Origin of the sequence: Sphingomonas sp. Leaf10, from assembly GCF_001421245.1 — a bacterium.
Taxonomy (GTDB): Bacteria; Pseudomonadota; Alphaproteobacteria; order Sphingomonadales; family Sphingomonadaceae; genus Sphingomonas.
This window is the reverse complement of the sequence record NZ_LMKE01000015.1, coordinates 20,337-38,147: the sequence shown is the minus strand read 5'-3', so window position 1 is coordinate 38,147 and position 17,811 is coordinate 20,337. Positions and strand designations below refer to the sequence as shown.

Genomic DNA, 17,811 nt, shown 5'->3' with positions numbered 1-17,811 from the left:
AAGCCGATCTGCATTGCCCCGGCCCAACAGCGGACCTAAACCCCCACCCCATGTCCGCGTCTCCGCATCCTTTCGCCATTCCCGCGTTCCGGGCCTATTTTCTGGCTCGCCTGTCGAACACGCTGGCGCAGATCGCGATGGTCGTCGTCATCGGTTGGCAGGTGTACGACATCGCGCGCGAGACGATGACGATCAAGCAATCGGCGTTTCAGCTCGGGCTGATCGGCGTTGCGCAGTTCCTGCCACTCCTCGTCCTGTCGCTGGTGGCGGGCTGGATCGCCGACCGGATCGACCGCCGCTGGATCGCGCGCGGATCGGTCGCGCTGGAGGGGGGCTGTGCGCTGCTGCTCGCGTGGCTGACCTATAGCGGCGCGATCACGTTGCCCTGGCTGTTCTTCGTCGCGGCGATGCTGGGCGTCGCACGCGCCTTTGCCGGGCCGGCGTTGCAGGCGCTTGCTCCCAATCTCGTTCCCGCCGCCGTGCTGCCGACCGCGATCGCGATGAGTTCGATTGCGTGGCAGGGCGGATCGGTGCTGGGGCCGGCGATGGGCGGCTATCTCTATGCCGCGGGTCACTACATTCCCTATGCGGTGTCGGCGGGGCTATTCCTGTTCGGCCTGATCATGCTGTTCCTGATCCCGCCGATCCCGCGGGCGGTGATTGCGGGGAAGGCCAATCCGTGGCGGCAGATGCTCGACGGATTATCCTATGTCCGGCGCAACCGGTTGGTGTTCGGCGCGATTTCACTGGATCTGTTCGCGGTGCTGCTGGGCGGCGCGACGGCGATGCTGCCGATTTATGCCCGCGACATTCTCCAGATCGGCGCCGACGGCCTCGGCCATCTCCGCGCTGCCCCGGCGCTGGGCGCGGTGGTCGTCGCCGGCGTGTTCGCAGTCAAGCCGCTGACGAAGGACGTCGGCGCCAAAATGCTGTTGTCGGTCATGGGCTTCGGCGCGGCGACGGCGCTGTTCGGCCTGTCCGCGCCGCTGCTGATCCCGCTATTCGGACAGGCGGCGATCGGCAGCGATTTTGCCCCCGCCGTACTGCTGGCCCTGGTGGCATTGTTCGTGGTCGGCGCGACCGACATGGTATCGGTCTATGTCCGCCAATCGCTGATCCAGCTGCACACGCCGGACGCGATGCGCGGCCGAGTCGGCGCGGTGTCGACGCTGTTCGTATCGGGATCGAACGAGTTGGGCGAGGCGCGATCCGGCTTCCTCGCCGCGCTGGTCGGTCCGGTGGTCGCCGTTGCCGGCGGCGGTATCCTCGCGGTCGGTGTCACCATGCTCTGGTCGCGCATCTTCCCTGAACTGCGCGCCGCGCGTAGCTTCACGCCCCCCAACGACCTCGAAGTCATCCCCAAGGAGACCCAGCCATGAAGGCCGATACCATCCTGCAAACGATCGGGAATACGCCGCATATCCGCGTCAGGCGGCTGTTCGGCGATGCCGAGGTGTGGATCAAGTCCGAGCGTTCCAACCCCGGCGGGTCGATCAAGGACCGCATCGCGCTGGCCATGATCGAGGCGGCCGAGGCGTCGGGCGACCTGAAGCCCGGCGGCACGATCATCGAACCGACCAGCGGCAATACCGGCGTTGGCCTCGCGATGGTCGCGGCGGTCAAGGGTTACAAGCTGGTGCTGGTCATGCCCGAAAGCATGAGCATCGAACGCCGCCGGCTGATGCTGGCGTACGGCGCGACCTTCGACCTGACGCCCCGCGAAAAGGGCATGAAGGGCGCGATCGAGCGTGCGCACGAACTGGCGGCGGAAACGCCCGATGCGTGGATTCCGCAGCAGTTCGAAAATCCCGCGAACATCGACGTCCATGTGCGCACGACCGCGCAGGAAATCCTGAACGACTTCGCGGACAGTCCGATCGACGTCATCATCACCGGCGTCGGGACCGGCGGCCACATCACCGGCGTCGCCGAGACGCTGAAGGAGCAGTGGCCGAACCTGAAGGTCTATGCGGTCGAACCCGAACTCTCGCCGGTGATTTCGGGTGGGCAGCCCGGGCCGCACCCGATCCAGGGCATCGGCGCGGGCTTCGTCCCCGCCAATCTCCACACCCGCGCGATCGACGGCGTCATCAAGGTCGATGCGGCGGTCGCCAAGGACATGGCGCGGCGCTCGGCCAGCGAGGAAGGCATGCTGGTCGGCATCTCGTCGGGGGCGACACTGGCCGCGATCCTGCAAAAGCTGCCCGACCTGCCCGATGGCGTCCGCGTGCTCGGCTTCAACTACGATACCGGCGAACGCTATCTGTCGGTCCCCGACTTCCTGCCCGAACAATGAGTGAGCCGGCGGTGGTCGAACGGAGCAGGATCGGCAGCGGATCGATCGCGATCGACGGCGTCCTTGTGGCACTGTCGGTCGCGGCGGTCGCCGTGCCCGCCATCCTGATCCGGTCGGCCCCGCCGATCCGATCGGCGGCGCATACGGTCGAACAGCGCCGCCAAGCCACTGCGGAAACGCCCGAAGCCCCCCCGCCCCCGGTCGAACCGATAGAATATCGCGCACTGGAGCCGGACGACGCTCGCGCCTTTAATGCGAAAGTACCGTTCGTCACCGGTCCGAACCCGGCGGCACGACCGTTCCGCTTTGCCGGCGACCTCGACAACCGCACCCGCGCGACCGACTGCCTCGCCGCCGCCGTCCTCTACGAAGTGGGCGACGATGCGAAGGGGCAGCGCGCGGTGGCGCAGGTCGTACTCAACCGGCTGCGCCACCCCGCCTTTCCCAAGAGCGTGTGCGGCGTGGTGTTTCAGGGGTCGGAGCGGACGACCGGTTGCCAGTTCACCTTCACCTGTGACGGTGCGCTTGCACGCGCCTATCCACAGCCCTTCTGGGACCGCGCGCGCAAGGTCGCGGCGGCGGCGCTGGCGGGTAGCGTGTTCGCGCCGGTCGGCTATGCGACGCACTATCATACCGACTGGGTCGTGCCGTATTGGCAGTCGAGCCTGAGCAAGATCGCGGCGGTCGATACGCATCTGTTCTTCCGCTGGGCCGGATGGTGGGGCACGCCGGGCGCGTTCCGCCGGGTCGTCGGCACGGTCGAACCGCGCATCGAACAGCTTGCCCCCTATTCGCCGGCGCACAAGCTGCCCGAAGTGCTGGCGGTCGAACAGGAAGCCGGCATCCTGACCGGCAGCTTCGCCCCCAGCGCGCTGCCACGGCCAAGCAGCGACGATCCGGTCACCTTCCTCGTACCGCTCGACGCGCTCACGCCCGACAAATGGCCGGCCTTTGCACAGGCGACGTGCGGCGATCGCACGCGGTGCAAGTTCCTTGGCTGGCGCGATCCGGCGGCGGTGCCCAGCCGTGCCGGGCTGGCATGGGAACCCGCCGCGCTCAACACCATGTCGTTCAGCTATCTGCGCGACCGGGGGGCGGGGGTCGAGAAACAGCTATGGAATTGCCAGCTGGTATCGCGTCCCGCCGCGTCGTGCATGCGCCGTGCGCTCCCCGCCCCGCCGATGCCGCCAAGCAATATCCGCAGCGAGTTGCCGCCGCTTACCGGCGTCCGCCGCACCGGCGATCCAGCCCCCGCGCCCGGCCCGTCAGCGGAGTAAGGCAGCGGCCAGCCGCTCGGCATCCTCGACCGCGACATCGACGACGTTCGGTCGCCCCAGCCCCTTGGCACCGGCGGTATCGACATGCACCGTCGCCAGCCCGAGCAGGCGCTGCAAGAGCGACCGCCGCACCGACACCGCCTGTATCCGGGCAAGCGGCACGATCCACACCTGTTTCGACAATACCCCGCGCATCACCTGCAAGGTGTCACCCACGATCGCATAGCGGTGCCGGCGTCGCGCCATGACCGCCAGCACGATCGGAACCGGCACCAGCAACAGCGCCGATCCGGCAAGTGGCAGAAAGAATGCCGCAACGATCACCACGATCAACGGCACTCCGCCGCGTACGATGGCGGTGCGGAGAACATGTCCGAACGCGACCGGCCGCAACGGCAGCGGATCGAACGGCGCATAGCCCGCCGCTGCCAGCACCCGGGTTATTTCATCGTCGCGCGCGAACGGAGCCACGCTCTGCCGTCCGCAGGCATCGTCGCTGCCGCCCAGCGTCTGCAGCCGCAATCCTGCCCAGCCGAGCCGCCCGCTGACCATACCGCGCTCGATCAGCGCCAGTTGGATGCGGCGCAGGCTGAGCACGATTTCGGTTCGGGTGGTCAGCCCGCGGACGCGGCGCAGCCGGCCGCCTTCACGCTCCAAACGAAAGCCATATTCGACCAGCATGGTGCGCAGGACACCGCTGATCGCGCCGATCAGCAATGCGACCACCGCCGCCATCGCTGCGAACACCGGCGTGGCAAGCGCCATCGCCTCCTGCCGGGCAACGCCGGCCCAGTCGCGGACATCGACCCAGTTCCATCCGATCACGTCGCCAACCTGGTTGAGACCCGCGAACAACAGGCCGACCCAGACCAGCGAGAATCCGAACACGCCCATCGTAAGAACGCGCTTCGGCGACAATGCGAACACGACGTCGCGCGCCGGTTCGGCTGCAGCGGCGTCGGCGACGACCGACGGTGCGGCTCCGCGCAGGACCGCGCGCAGCCGTGCCGCCTCGCCCAGCGACACGCTGTCGAGCGTTGCCTCGTCCGCTTCGCCACCGCCGGTTTCGATCCGCACCCGCGCCAGCCCGAACGCGCGCGCCAGCAATTTCTGGTCGATCGATACGTCCTGTATCCGTTCGAACGGAATGGATCGCCGCTTGCGATGCAGGACGCCGTTCGCGATCGTCAATTCGCCATCGGCAATCGTATAGGAGAAGGATCGCCACCGTATCCAGCTGAACAGCCCCGCCCCGACCATGAGTGCAGCGACGATGCCCAGCATCACGCCGATGCCGGAACGCGATGTGGCGGCGGCGAGCGCGACCAGTCCGGCGACCTGCTGCGGCGCCTTTGTGACGATGCGCAGGACGATGGTGCCGGGATGCAGCCGGCGCGGGCTTTCGCTCACCATGGCGACGCTTCGATCGCGCTGCGGATGCGGTCACGCACCGCTTCGGCCTGTTCGCGGGCTAGGCCGGGCACGGTGACCAGACTATGATCGGTCCCGGCGGTGTGCAGCACCAGCGTCGCGACGCCGCAGCCACGCTCGATCGGCCCTTGCGTCAGGTCGATATGCTGGACGCGGCCGATCGGCACGATGGTATGCACCCGCGTCAGCCATCCATGGGCGATATGCAACTCACGGTTGTCGAGTGCGAACCCCCAATGTGCGAAGCGGCGTGGCGGCGCGATGGCGACCAGCCATATCGCGATCAATACCGCCACCGCTGCGGCGATACCGTTCGGCAATTCCTGCCGATACAGGATCGCCTCCCCCACCCCCGCCACCGCCAGCACGACCAGCGCGGCGACCGCCGCCCGCCAGCGCAACACGGTGACGAACCGGCGGTCGAGTGGCGCGAGCGAAAGGGGCATATGGTCCATGGCAGTGTGATAGGCAGGCAATACGGCGCGCTCAAGCGAATCCGGCAGCAAGGCCCCACGCCTCTTGTGCGCAGGCGCATGGGGGGCCATAGCGCCCGCGACAACTCCCCATTCGGACTTGAGGCAACTCCCATGAAACTCCGCATCGTCGTGACGCTCAAGAACGGCGTACTCGATCCGCAGGGCAAGGCGATCGAACATGCGCTGGCCTCGCTCGGCTTCGCGGGCGTCGGCGAAGCGCGCGTCGGCAAGCTGATCGAACTGGAAGTCGCCGACGGCGCCGATGACGAGACGATCGACGCGATGTGCCGCAAGCTGCTGGCCAACACAGTCATTGAAAACTATCGGGTCGAACGGGCATGAAGACCGCCGTCATCGTCTTTCCGGGGTCGAACTGCGACCGCGACATCGCGGTGGCGCTGGAATCGGTCACCGGCACCGCGCCGACCATGGTCTGGCATCGCGACACCGACCTGCCGGACGATATCGGCTTGGTCGCGGTACCCGGCGGCTTTTCCTATGGCGACTATCTGCGCTCGGGCGCGATCGCGGCCCGTTCGCCGGTTATGCGCGCGGTGGTCGATGCGGCTGGCAAGGGCCTACCGGTGCTTGGCATCTGCAACGGGTTCCAGATTCTGACCGAAGCGGGATTGTTGCCGGGCGCGCTGATGCGCAATCGCGGTTTGTCGTTCGTCTGCCGCGACGTCGCGCTGCGTGTGGGCGAGACCAAGTCGGCCTTTACCAGCGGCTATCGTGCCGGCGACACGATCCGCGTGCCGGTTGCGCATCATGACGGCAATTACGTCGCCGACGATGCGACGCTCGACCGGATCGAGGGCGAAGGTCAGGTGGCGTTCCGCTATGCGGAGCCGGTCAACGGATCGGCGCGCGACATCGCCGGACTGGTCAATGCGCAGGGCAATGTGCTGGGCATGATGCCCCACCCCGAACGCCGCATCGAAGCCGCGCATGGCGGCCGCGACGGTCGTGCATTGTTCGAAGGATTGCTGGCGCGCGTCGGCGCCTGATTCATTGCGACCGACGCTCGCCCGCGAAGGGCGAGAAGTCGGTCGCGGAATCGAACACATCGACGCCCTCCCGCCGCTTCAGCCAGCCGACCACGGCATAGGTGACTGGCGTCAGCACCACTTCCCATGCGACCTTCATCGCCCAGTTGGTGACCATGACGGTCAGCACCTGACCCGTCGGCCAGACGCCGAGAAACGCCAGCGGGTAGAAGATCGCGCTGTCAACCGCCTGCCCCACCACCGTCGACCCAACCGTACGGGTCCATAACGCGCGGCCCCCGGTCCAGATCTTCATGCGCGCCAGGACATAGGCATTGACGAACTCGCCCGCCCAGAACGCCGCGATCGACGCGAAGACGATCCGCGGCACCTGCCCGAACACGGCTTCATACGCGCCCTGCCCCGTCCATCCGGCAGCGGGCGGCATCGCGACGACCACGGCGGCCATGAACGCCATGAACAACAGCGCCGCGAACCCGACCCAGATGCATCGCCGCGCCCGGGCATAGCCATAGACTTCGGTCAGCACGTCGCCGATCACATAGGACACGGGAAAGAACAGGATGCCCGCACCGAACACGAACGGCGTGCCGGCAACGCCGATCACCGCAACCTTGCCCGCACCGATGATGTTCGACAGCAACAGGATCGCGACGAACGCGGCCATGACGATATCGAAATGGCGAAAACCCTGCGCCGGAACCGTGGCGGCATCGATCGGGGTCGGGGCGGCATCGGACGGTTCGTGCATTGCCGCGTTATGATAGCGGTTCCGCTTTGTCGCAATGCACGCTAACGAAGCGACGGGCACCCGTAGCTCAGCTGGATAGAGCAAGGAGCTTCTACCTCCTTGGTCGGGGGTTCGAATCCCTCCGGGTGCGCCACCGCTATCGATCAGGCATAGGCGTAGGCGCCGCCGGCCTTCAGGGCGGCCTGGTAGGCGGGGCGGGCGTGGATGCGGTCCAGCCAGGCGATGGTGTGGGGGCGGGTTGCGTCGAGGCCGGCGCGGCTGCGGGCGGCTTCGAGGGGGAAGCTCATCATGATGTCGGCGGCGGTCAGGGTATTGCCGGCGAACCATTCGTTCGCGGCCAGATGCGATTCGACATAGTCGAGATGGACGTCGATCATCGGCTGAATCTTCTTCTGCGCCGCCTTGCCCAGCAGGGGCACGCGGCCGAGCACCAGCTTCACCAGCAGCGGCGGCATCAGCGAACCTTCGGCGTAGTGGAGGAAGTGGCGGTAATGGAGCGCGGCGCGGCGGTGCGCGGGCGTGCCCAGCCGACCATCGGCCTTTTCGACCAGATATTCGACGATCGCGCCGGTTTCGGCGACGACCAGCGGACCGCCGGTCGCGGCGGCGGTATCGTCCTCGATCACCGGGGACTTGCCCAAGGGGTGAACGTGGCGAAGTTCGGGGGGTGCCAACATCGTCGCCTTGTTCCGTTCATAGCGTTTTACTTCATAGGGAAGCCGCAGTTCCTCCAGCAGCCAGAGGACGCGTTGCGAGCGGGAGTTTTCGAGGTGGTGGACGACGATCATCGGAACATCCCTGTACGGTCAACGGCTTGGCCGAACCAATGCGGCAGGCCGACCGAGGTTGCACGATGGTGTCGCGGGATCGGCGGAAGTTGGCGAAGGTTACACGGAACGGATGTTTGCCGGAGCCGGACTGGCGGGAAAAAATCGTTCTAGATCAACAGATAAGACAAGATCGAACAAGGATCGGGCGGCACGTTGGCCGCCCGATGTTGACAGTGATTACAGATCGTCGTCGCCATCATCGGCGTCGGGACCGGTCATCATCTCTTCCGCGACCTTTTCGGTGCGCTGACGGATCGCGGCCTCGAGCTTGTCGCGCAGTTCGGGATGTTCGTTCAGGAAGTTCTTCGCGTTCTCACGCCCCTGCCCGATACGCACGCTGTCATAGCTGAACCACGCGCCCGATTTCTCGACCAGTCCAGCCTTCACGCCCAGATCGAGGATTTCGCCGATCTTCGAAATGCCCTGCCCGTACATGATGTCGAATTCGACCTGCTTGAACGGCGGTGCGACCTTGTTCTTCACCACCTTCACGCGGGTGGTGTTGCCGATGATCTCGTCGCGATCCTTGATCTGTCCGGTGCGACGGATGTCGAGGCGGACCGACGCATAGAATTTCAGCGCGTTGCCGCCGGTGGTCGTCTCCGGGTTGCCGTACATCACGCCGATCTTCATGCGCAGCTGGTTGATGAAGATCACCATGCAGCGCGAGCGGCTGATCGAGCCGGTCAGCTTGCGCAAGCTCTGCGACATCAGACGCGCCTGCAAGCCGACATGGCTGTCGCCCATCTCGCCCTCGATTTCGGCACGCGGCACCAGCGCGGCGACCGAGTCCACCACCAGCACGTCGATCGCGTTCGAGCGGACCAGCGTATCGACGATTTCGAGCGCCTGTTCGCCGGTATCGGGCTGCGACACGATCAGTTCGTCGATGTTGACGCCCAGCTTCTTCGCATAGACCGGATCGAGCGCGTGTTCGGCGTCGACGAAGGCTACGGTGCCGCCGCCCTTCTGCGCCTCCGCCAGCACGTGCAGCGCCAGCGTGGTCTTGCCCGAGCTTTCCGGGCCGTACACTTCGATCACGCGCCCGCGCGGCAGGCCGCCGACGCCGAGCGCGATGTCAAGGCCGAGCGACCCGGTCGAGATCGCCTCGACCTGCATCGCTTCCTTCTGGCCCAGCTTCATCGCCGAACCCTTGCCGAACGCCCGGTCGATCTGGGCCAGCGCGGCGTCGAGCGCCTTTTGCCGTTCACCCGCCGCCTTGTCGTTTGCCGCCGCCATCTTGCTATCGACCGCCTTCAGATTTGCCGCCATGTCCAGCCTTTCGCGTAGAGCAACCGCGTCGAGGGTTCAACGCGTCTGTTGGATTTCCATGTATTCGTTTTGTTCCCGTTCCGCAAGGGGCGGTTTGGTGAATGCACTTAGTGGAAGTCGGCGCTGGGGAACGCTGCTGACGCAAGCGCGCGAGCCTGTCGGCTCGCCTCCCCTCTCCCAACCTGCGCTAGCCAGCTTTGCTGGCAAGCTTCGGTATCCCTCTCCCCTTTACGGGGAGAGGGTTGAGGCGTTGTCGGCGTCGAGGTCGCGCAGGTCGCGGCCGCGCGTTTCGCGGCCGAACCATGCGACCAGCACCAGCGACAATGCGGTCGGGACCATGACCATCAGTGACGACGCCCCCATCGACAGCGCGACGCCGGCGATGGTCAGCCCCTGTGCGATCAGCCCGCCGGCCTTGGTACAGGCGGCGACCCAGCCGGTGGCGCGACCGCGGACACGCATCGGGAAGCTTTCGGCGGCATAGGGCAGGACGATCGCGATGATGCCGTTGGTGCCTACGATCAGCAACGCGACCGGCAGCACCGGACTGCCGCTGCCGGCCAGTTCGAGTTGCAGCACCAGCAACAGGCCGGCAAGCGTCAGCGCGATCATGACGGCGAGCGACCATTTGGTGCTCCACCGGCTGTAGAGGAACGCGGCGAGGAACACGGTCGGGAAGGCGATCAGCGCGCTTTCGGCAAGCAGGCGGCTCGACACGCCGACCGAATAGCCTTTCGCGACCAGATCGGCGGGCAGCCACAACAACAGGCCGAAATTGATGAGGCCCCATGACAGCGCACAGATGCTGAGCGCCGCGAGCTTGCCATAGAGTCTGGCCCCGGTCAGCGCGGTCGCGCGCGGGCCGGCGATGCGGACGGGGGCGCGGCTGGCCTTCGCGCCGAAGCGGCGCATCACCGCCTCCGCCTCCTGCACGCGGCCACGGGCAAGGAGGAACTTGGCAGATTCGGGGATCAGCGCGCCGAGCAGGACCAGCGTCAGCCCGGTCGGCAGATTGGCGAGCCACAGGATGCGCCAACCGAAGATCGGTTGCAAGATCGCCGAGATGCCGCTGGCGGCGAAATAGCCGCCGACCGCGCCGAGGCCACCGACCAGCACGAGGCTCCAGCCGCGATGACGGTTGGGCATCATCTCGGCGAGCAGCGCATAGGTGACCGGGAGCATGCCACCCGCCGCCGCGCCCATCATGAAGCACATCGCGATGTTCCACGCTAGGCTGGGCATCGCGCCGCAGATCGACGTGCCGACGAACATCACCGCCGACAACAGGATCGACGCCTTTCGCCCATAGACGTCGGCGATCCAGCCCCACAGCACCGATCCGGTAACGGTGCCCGCCAGCGCAAAGAACGGCACCAACGACACGGTGCGTTTGGGAACGCCATATTCGGAAATCATGCCGGGCACGGTGAAACCGAGCGAGGCGGGCTTCATCACGTCGATGATGAGCGCCACGACCAGCACCGCCATCAGCCCCCAATGGGCGAGCGACAGTTCGGCATCCTCGGGCGCGGCAACGACGATATCGGCGGCGGCGGCCCGCTGTGCGGCAAGGTCGCGGGGGAGCAGGCCGTATGCGGCGACCATCGTGCCGAGCACGATCAGCGCCATGCCGCCGAGCATCATATTGTCCATCGGCATGCCGGCCATATGATAGCCCATCGACCGCGCCATCGCGAACATCGGCAGATGCGCGACGACGCCGATCGTCACCGCGATACAGCCGAGCACGAACGCCCACACGGCCTGCCGGTCGGATAATGTCGACTTGATCGAACCCATATGCCTCTCCCCCGGCCGAGGTAACGGGTGCGGACAGCGCCGTGAAGCGGTCATGTGGGACGGAGCGGCGATCAGGGTCGGCGGAATTCCGCGAACACGGGCCGGCGCCGGTTACGTTGCTCCCCGTTCGGTTGCTTCGGCAACCCGGCGCTTGTGGACGTCGCCTAACGCATCGGTTTCGGTGAGGTCGATGATATGGACGGACAGGCGACCGACCCGCCGCGCAATGCGTGTCCCCGTGGCCTCGCCTATCGTCGCGCGAACCGTGAAACGATCGATCCGGTAGATGCCGGGATGGCTGGCGGCGACGTCGAGCGGCACGTAGCGGCGTTCGCCGACATTCTTGACGATACCGGGACGCCATTGCCCCAGCCCCTTGTCACGCAGGACCTCGACACCGGCCGTCGTCCCGTCCGGGCGGATCCAATATCCGACATCGGCGTAGCGAATGTCCGAGTCATGGTAGGGATTGAGCAGCGCACCGTCCGTGAAACGGTTGATGTCGCTGATCGGCTTTGCATAGAGTAGCCGGGGTTGCTGATCGGGCGACTGGCGCAGCCGCGCGGCCAGCGCATCGACGGCATCCGTATCCCCCTTTCGAATGGCGATCCGGGCGTTCATCGTATCGCGAAGATTGGCCATCAGGCGCGCGTCCGGTCCGGCCAGGCGCACTGCCTGATCGGCGAAACGCTGCGCCGCCTTATAATCGCGTTCGGCGAAGGCTATCATCGCGCGGCGGTAGGTGGCGGCAGAGGCAAGCGCGGCATGATCCTGTTCGATCGCCAGCCGTTGCACCGCCGAAAACGTGCTGTCGGCCGCGCGCGACTGTCCGATGCCGAGCATCGCGTCGCCAAACGCCAGTTGCTCCATCAAGGTGGCGCGATTGGCCGACCCGACATGCTTGCGCAGGGTCAGCAGATTGTTGCGGGCGGACGCGGTCCATAGCCGCGTGTCGCCCTGATGCTCGGCAACGGTCGCGAGGGTCGCATAGAGGCTGGAAACGGGACCGGGCAGTTCGGCGGCATGGGCGCGGTTGCGCTTGATCGCGGCCTGCAACGTCTGGCGGGCTGCGCCATACCGACCCGCGACGAATTGTTCGACCGAAGCCTGCAACGACGCCTCCACTTCCTCGGCGGGCGGACAGTTGCGTTCGAGACAGGCGGCCAGCGCTTCTTCAGCGCGGCTGCCGATCACGATGATGTCGTCGGTTGCTGCCGCCGGCGGCGTGGCGGTCTGAGCGAGCAGGAGCAGTGCAGGTCCGAGCATGACCGAAGGCTCATGCCACGACGACGGCATGTCAATCGGGCGTAGCGAAATCGCCGTCGATTCGGACCCAATTCAGGGAATGGGCAACATTTCGATACCAAATACCGACCGGATCAACCCAATTCGTTCAGCACCTTTTCGACGGCATCCATCGTGAACGGCTTCGACAGGACCGGGCGGTCGCGGTGGGCGGGTTCGATCATGTCGCCCGACCCACCGGTCGCCAGCACGAACGGGATGCCCGCCTCCGCCAGCTTGTCGGCGACCGGCCAGCTCTTTTCCCCCGCACGCAGGTGAACGTCGAGGATCGCGGCGTCGATGCCGCCCTTGTCCACCGCAGCCATCGCCGATGCGACGCTGTCGGCGGTGCCGGTAACGGTTCGGCCCAGCAGGTCGAGAAAATCCTCGAGCATCATGGCGATCAGGGGTTCATCCTCAACGACGAGGATACGCGCGGGCGAAGTCATACGCCGCGGTCCTTAGCGGTCAAAGCAGGAACACCGCAACAGAATTCGGCGTAGAGATCAGGTCTGGGCCAGCGCATCGCGCGCGGCCGTGGCAAGTTGCTGCACCGAAAACGGCTTTGGCAGGAACGAAACTTGATCCAGATCAATCGACCGGCGCAACTGTTCCTCGGCATAGCCGGACATGAACAGAATCGGCAAGGTCGGATAGACTTTGCGTACGTGGCCGACCATCGTCGGTCCATCCATCGTCGGCATGACCACGTCGGAGATGAGCAGATCGATGTGCGGGCGGTCGGCGAGCAGCTCCAGCGCCGCCTCGCCATTCTCGGCGGTCATCACCGTATAGCCCTGCCGGCTGAGCGCGCGTTCGGCGATGACGCGGACCATGTCCTCGTCCTCGACCAGCAGGACCGTGCCCGATCCCCATGCCGGCGCGGTCGGTTCGCTCTTCAGCTTCGGGTTGGTGCCGATGCGCGGCGGTTCGGCGGCGGCGGCATGGACCGGCAGGTGGATGACGAAGGTCGCACCGCGCCCGGCGCGCGATTCGGCAAAGATGTAACCGCCCGACTGCTTGATGATGCCATAGACGGTCGACAGGCCGAGGCCGGTCCCCTTACCCACTTCCTTGGTGGTGAAGAAGGGTTCGAAGATCTTGGGCAGCACTTCGGGCGGGATGCCGGTGCCGGTATCGGAAACCTTGAGCGTCACATAGTCGCCGACCGGCAGCACGTCGTCGTCCATCGCGCGGACTTCCTGCGCGCTGGTCGCCAGCGTCTCGATGGTCAGCACGTTGCGATTGCCGCCCTGCGACAGCATCGCGTCGCGAGCGTTGACCGCCAGGTTGACGACGACCTGTTCGAGCTGCCCCGGATCGGCGCGTACCGACCCCAGCCCGCGCCCGTGGTTGACGACCAGCTGCACGGTTTCGCCGAGCAGGCGCTTCAGCAGGTTCGAGACTTCGGAAATGACGTCGGGCAGCTGCAACACCTGCGGGCGCAGCGTCTGCTGGCGCGAGAAGGCGAGGAGTTGGCGGGTCAGGCTGGCGGCGCGGTTCGAATTGGCGCGGATCTGCTGGATATCGTCATAATCGCTGTCGCCGGGCGAATGGCGCATCAGCATCAGGTCGCAATGCCCGATGATCGCGGTCAGGATGTTGTTGAAGTCGTGCGCGACGCCGCCGGCGAGCTGCCCCACCGCCTGCATCTTGGTCGCCTGCGCCACCTGCCGCTTCAGCTTGCCCTCCTCGCCCGTATCGCGCAGCGACAGGACGACGGCCGCCTCGCCCAGCCCGCGTGCGCCGGCGATCGTCAGCGCGATCGGTTCGTCGGAACGATCGGCCAGCCGCACCGCCATGTCGGCATTATGCTGTGCGCCCCCGGCGAAGCGGCGGACGGCGTCGGCCAGCGCCGCCTTGTCCTCGCGCACCACCAGGTCGCCCGGATAGAGCGGCGGCGCGACCGGATTGACGCCGGTCGCGCGGACGAAGGCGTCGTTCATATGCAGGAAGCGCCCGTCGCGATCGACCAGCGCCATGCCGACCGGCAGCAGCGACACGAGCGCCCGCACCTGCCCCGCCGATCCCGGCGTGGCGATCGGCATCAGTCCGACCGGCGCCTCTTCCTCGTCGAGCAGCGCCACCAGCATCGGTCCGGCGGCATCGTCGGTGATCGGCACCTGCACGATACGCAGGGGATCGCCGCCCAGCCCCTCGCGTTCGAAGCGCACCCGCCCGCGATGGTCGGTGACGAGGAAGCGGGCGAAGTCGCGCCCCTCGATCGCAGCTTCCTCGTTGCCGACGGCGCGGGCGCGGAACACGCGGTTGGCGGCACGGATGCGACCGTCGGAGGTGAGCAGCGCGAGCATCACCCCCGCCGTGCCGAGCCGGTCGCCGGCGGTTCCGGCGATCATCGTGCGCATCGACACCGCCTCGGCGATGACCTGCCCGCCTTCGAACTGCCAGACGAGCATGTTGTCGCCGGCGCGGTACAGCGTCACATTGAGCGGGGCGTCACCCTGCCGCACCGTCGCCTTCGCCTCGCCATCGCGCCATGCCGACCGGGCCGCGCCGGCAAGGGTGTTGGCATCGACCCCGTCGCCCAGCACGCCGGGCGGGGTGGGATAGCCGCCGAACATCGTCGCGAACCGATTATTGGCGCTGACCAGCCGCCCGGCCCGGTCGGTCACCGCCAGCGCGTAGGGACAGGTGGCGGCGATGGTCTGCACCAGCGACCAGTCGACGCTGGGTTCGACCGGTTCGCGGGTATCGGTCCAGTGCAGCACCGCCTGCGCGACGCCCGCCAGTACCACCGCGGCCGCGGCAAAGCCGGCGGCGACGGCCAGGCTCCCGATCATCCACAGGATGACAGCCCCCGCAACCACCCCGGCGGCAAGCGCGGTGATCAGCGGCAGGACCGGCGACGGGCCAGCGGAAAATTTGGGCAGCATGAATAGGCTGTTGGGGTGACGGCCTGCGTCCGTCAAGCGTTGTGCGGGCCGGGTAGCGGTGAACGGACGGGTGGCACGCCAGTGTGTTCGGTTCGTCGGCGTTCCGGCCCCTTCCCGGGCGGGGGACGAGGATATGCGAGTTGGGTGGGGCGAGCCGGTGGCTCGCGCGCTCGCAGACGCGAGCGCCCCCCTCTCCCAGCTTCGACTAGGCCTTCGCTTGCGCGAAGACCAAGTCTGCGCATCCCTCTCCCCTGATGGGGAGAGGGATAACGGGGTTACCAGATGCGAACGCGCTGTTCGGGGGGGAGGAACAGATATTCGCCGGTCGCGGGGGTATAGCCCTTGTACCACGGGTCGAGATTGCGGACGACCCAGGCGCGCTGTTCGGAGGGGCTGTGCGGGTCGGTCAGCAGCCGCTGGCGCAGGTTCGCCTCGCGGTAGCTGCGCCGCCACACCTGTGCCCAGCCGAGGTAGAAACGCTGTTCGGGGCTGAAGCCGTCGATCGCCTTCTGATCGTTCGGATAGGCATGGGTATAGGCGTCCCACGCGGCGGTCAGCCCGGCAAGGTCGGCGATGTTTTCGCCCAGCGTCAGTTCACCCTTCACATGCAGGCCGGGCAGCGGTTCATAGGCGTCATATTGCTTGACCAGCGCGGCGGTGCGTTCGTCGAACCGCTTCACGTCCTCGGCGGTCCACCAGTCGGTCAGGCTGCCGTTGACGTCGTACTTGCGGCCCTGATCATCGAAATGATGGCTGATCTCGTGCCCGATCACCGCGCCGATCGCGCCGTAGTTGACCGCCGGATCGGCGTTCGGATCGAAGAAGGGCGGTTGCAGGATGGCGGCCGGGAACACGATCTCGTTCATGACCGGGTTCGCATAGGCGTTCACGGTCATCGGCGTCATGAACCATTCCCATTTCTGGATCGGCTTGCCGAGATGCTGGACGTTGTAGCGCTGCTGCCACTGGTTCGCGCGCAGCATGTTGCCGAACGCATCGCCGGGGGTAATCGTCAGGTCGCTCAAGTCGCGCCACTGATCGGGATAGCCGATCTTCGGCGTGAAGGCGGCAAGCTTCGCGCGGGCCTTCGCCTTGGTCTCGGGCGCCATCCAGTCGAGATTGTCGATGCGGCGGCCCATCGCCTCCGTCACGTTGCGGACCAGCTCGTCCGCTGCCGCCTTGGTCGCGGGCGGGAAGTATTTGGCGACATACGCCTTGCTGACGTCATCGGCGACCGCTTCCGACGTGAAGTCGACCGCGCGCTTCCAGCGTTCCTCCTGCTCCGGCGTGCCCGACAGGACGGTGCCGTAGAAGGCGAAGTTTTCCTGGTCCAACGCCTTGGGCAGCACACCCGAGAAATTGTCGAGCGAGCGCACCAGCATCTGGTCCTTCAGCACCGACAGCGGTGCCGCGCCGATCACCTTGGCCATGCCGGTGAAGGCGGTCGGCTGTGCGACGATCACGTCGCTGGTGTTGGCGCCCAGACCCCGGAAATAGGTCGCGAAGTCGAAGCCCGGCGCGCGACGCTGGAGGTCGGCGACGGTCATCTTGTTATAGGTCTTGTTCGCGTCGCGGCTTTCGATCCGCGTCCAGTGCGCCTTGGCGATCTGCGTTTCGAACGCGACGATCGCCGCGGCACGGGCGGCGGCATCGGGTTCGCCCGCCAGCGTCAGCATCTTGGCGAGATGCGCCTGATAGGCTTTGCGCTGTTCGACCAGCTTGGCATCGGTCGAAAGATAATAGTCGCGGTCGGGCATGCCGAGGCCGGCCTGCGACGTCTGTAGCGCGTAAACGGTCGGCGCCTTGTCATCCGGGCCGACATAGGCGCCGAACGGCGCGCCAACCCCGGCCTGCGACGCCTTTGCCGCCAGCGCGGCATAGCCGGCCTTCGACTTCAGGCCCTTGATCTCGCCGAGCCATGGCTGGATCGGGGCCAGCCCCTTCGCTTCGATCGCCGCCTGGTCGAGATAGGTGGCATAGGCGGTGCCGATCTTCGAATTCGCATCGCCCTTGGCGGTGTCAAGCAGCTCACGGGTGCGGGTCTTCGACAGATCGTCGAGCGCGGTGAACATGCCGTAGTTCGACTTGTCGGCCGGAATCGGGGTGATCTTTTCCCAGTTGCCGTTGGCGTATTTGTAGAAATTGTCGCCGGGCTTCACGGCGCGGTCCATGCCGGCCACGTCGAAGCCGAAATCGCCGATCTCGGGCTTGGGTGCCGGGGCGGCTTCGGCGACGGCCGTCGCGGGTGCTTCCGGCGGCGGCAAGACAGCAACGGGCGGCGTGGTCGCACAGGCGGACAGAGCGGAAGCCGCGAGCAAGGTGGTCAGGACGAAACTGCGCCGCATCGAGAAAGCCTCTTCGTATCGGGTGATACGGTCATGCTGCACCGGGGCTTATCGATCGTCAATATCTCGATGCAGACTCATTCCGTTCGGTTCGAGCAGCTTCGAGCCTGTCGAGAAGCGGCCGTCGAAAACGCTGCGTTCGAGGCAA

The 17,811-nt window shown here is 66.4% G+C and carries 15 protein-coding genes and 1 tRNA gene; 6 read left to right on the top strand and 10 right to left on the bottom strand.

The genetic code is table 11. The annotated features are described in order from the left end of the window. Positions 1-50: 50 nt before the first annotated feature. The 3 genes from ASE59_RS12810 to ASE59_RS12800 are packed head-to-tail and all read left to right on the top strand — an operon-like array spanning position 51 to position 3,573. Positions 51-1,379: an MFS transporter gene (locus ASE59_RS12810; protein WP_056456739.1), complete on the top strand. Its 1,329-nt coding sequence runs from the start codon at positions 51-53 to the stop codon at positions 1,377-1,379. Further along, positions 1,376-2,296, top strand: a complete 921-nt coding sequence (gene cysK / locus ASE59_RS12805) for a cysteine synthase A (RefSeq protein WP_056456736.1) — start codon at positions 1,376-1,378, stop codon at positions 2,294-2,296. Before ASE59_RS12810 ends, cysK begins: the two co-directional genes overlap by 4 nt. Then, on the top strand, positions 2,293-3,573 hold the full coding sequence (locus tag ASE59_RS12800; RefSeq protein ID WP_082458383.1) for a cell wall hydrolase: 1,281 nt from the start codon (positions 2,293-2,295) through the stop codon (positions 3,571-3,573). The genes cysK and ASE59_RS12800 overlap by 4 nt, the downstream gene beginning before the upstream one ends. On the opposite strand, the gene ASE59_RS12795 is transcribed toward ASE59_RS12800, so the two are convergent. Beyond that, positions 3,562-4,986, bottom strand: coding sequence for a PH domain-containing protein (locus ASE59_RS12795; protein ID WP_056456733.1), 1,425 nt, complete (start codon positions 4,984-4,986; stop codon positions 3,562-3,564). The two genes, ASE59_RS12800 and ASE59_RS12795, sit on opposite strands and share 12 nt — an antisense overlap. Continuing rightward, on the bottom strand, positions 4,980-5,459 hold the full coding sequence (locus ASE59_RS12790; RefSeq protein ID WP_056456730.1) for a PH domain-containing protein: 480 nt from the start codon (positions 5,457-5,459) through the stop codon (positions 4,980-4,982). Before ASE59_RS12790 ends, ASE59_RS12795 begins: the two co-directional genes overlap by 7 nt. A 132-nt stretch (positions 5,460-5,591) precedes the next feature. On the opposite strand from ASE59_RS12790, the gene purS reads away from it, so the two are divergent. Both purS and purQ read left to right on the top strand, forming a co-directional pair. Beyond that, the gene (purS, locus tag ASE59_RS12785) at positions 5,592-5,822 is read left to right on the top strand and encodes a phosphoribosylformylglycinamidine synthase subunit PurS (protein ID WP_056456727.1); all 231 of its coding nucleotides are present in this window, start codon (positions 5,592-5,594) and stop codon (positions 5,820-5,822) included. Further along, a complete protein-coding gene (gene purQ / locus ASE59_RS12780; protein ID WP_056456724.1) occupies positions 5,819-6,487 on the top strand; it encodes a phosphoribosylformylglycinamidine synthase subunit PurQ in 669 nt (222 codons plus the stop codon). Before purS ends, purQ begins: the two co-directional genes overlap by 4 nt. Position 6,488: 1 nt before the next feature. Here purQ and ASE59_RS12775 read toward each other — a convergent pair whose 3' ends face one another. Next, complete coding sequence (locus ASE59_RS12775) at positions 6,489-7,238, bottom strand: queuosine precursor transporter (protein ID WP_056456721.1); 750 nt, start codon at positions 7,236-7,238, stop codon at positions 6,489-6,491. Positions 7,239-7,294: 56 nt separating this feature from the next. Between ASE59_RS12775 and ASE59_RS12770 the strand changes: the two genes are divergently transcribed. Next, a tRNA-Arg gene (locus ASE59_RS12770) sits at positions 7,295-7,371 on the top strand. Positions 7,372-7,381: 10 nt separating this feature from the next. Here ASE59_RS12770 and ASE59_RS12765 read toward each other — a convergent pair. The 7 genes from ASE59_RS12765 to ASE59_RS12735 all read right to left on the bottom strand — a co-directional run bounded on the left by ASE59_RS12765 (position 7,382) and on the right by ASE59_RS12735 (position 17,663). Further along, positions 7,382-8,026 carry a glutathione S-transferase family protein gene (locus ASE59_RS12765; protein WP_056456717.1) on the bottom strand — a complete coding sequence of 215 codons (645 nt, stop codon included), beginning with the start codon at positions 8,024-8,026 and terminating at the stop codon, positions 7,382-7,384. A gap of 219 nt (positions 8,027-8,245) precedes the next feature. Beyond that, entirely contained in the window at positions 8,246-9,340 is a 1,095-nt protein-coding gene (recA, locus tag ASE59_RS12760; RefSeq protein WP_200913279.1) for a recombinase RecA, read from the bottom strand. Positions 9,341-9,568: 228 nt separating this feature from the next. Continuing rightward, complete coding sequence (locus ASE59_RS12755) at positions 9,569-11,140, bottom strand: MFS transporter (RefSeq protein ID WP_056456714.1); 1,572 nt, start codon at positions 11,138-11,140, stop codon at positions 9,569-9,571. A 111-nt stretch (positions 11,141-11,251) separates the two neighbouring features. After that, positions 11,252-12,406: a hypothetical protein gene (locus ASE59_RS12750; protein WP_156360070.1), complete on the bottom strand. Its 1,155-nt coding sequence runs from the start codon at positions 12,404-12,406 to the stop codon at positions 11,252-11,254. 113 nt (positions 12,407-12,519) lie between these two features. Further along, positions 12,520-12,873: a response regulator gene (locus tag ASE59_RS12745; protein WP_056456708.1), complete on the bottom strand. Its 354-nt coding sequence runs from the start codon at positions 12,871-12,873 to the stop codon at positions 12,520-12,522. A gap of 57 nt (positions 12,874-12,930) precedes the next feature. After that, positions 12,931-15,318, bottom strand: coding sequence for an ATP-binding protein (locus ASE59_RS12740; RefSeq protein ID WP_056456706.1), 2,388 nt, complete (start codon positions 15,316-15,318; stop codon positions 12,931-12,933). Between the two features lie 275 nt (positions 15,319-15,593). Continuing rightward, a complete protein-coding gene (locus ASE59_RS12735; RefSeq protein ID WP_056456982.1) occupies positions 15,594-17,663 on the bottom strand; it encodes a M13 family metallopeptidase in 2,070 nt (689 codons plus the stop codon). Positions 17,664-17,811: the final 148 nt, after the last annotated feature.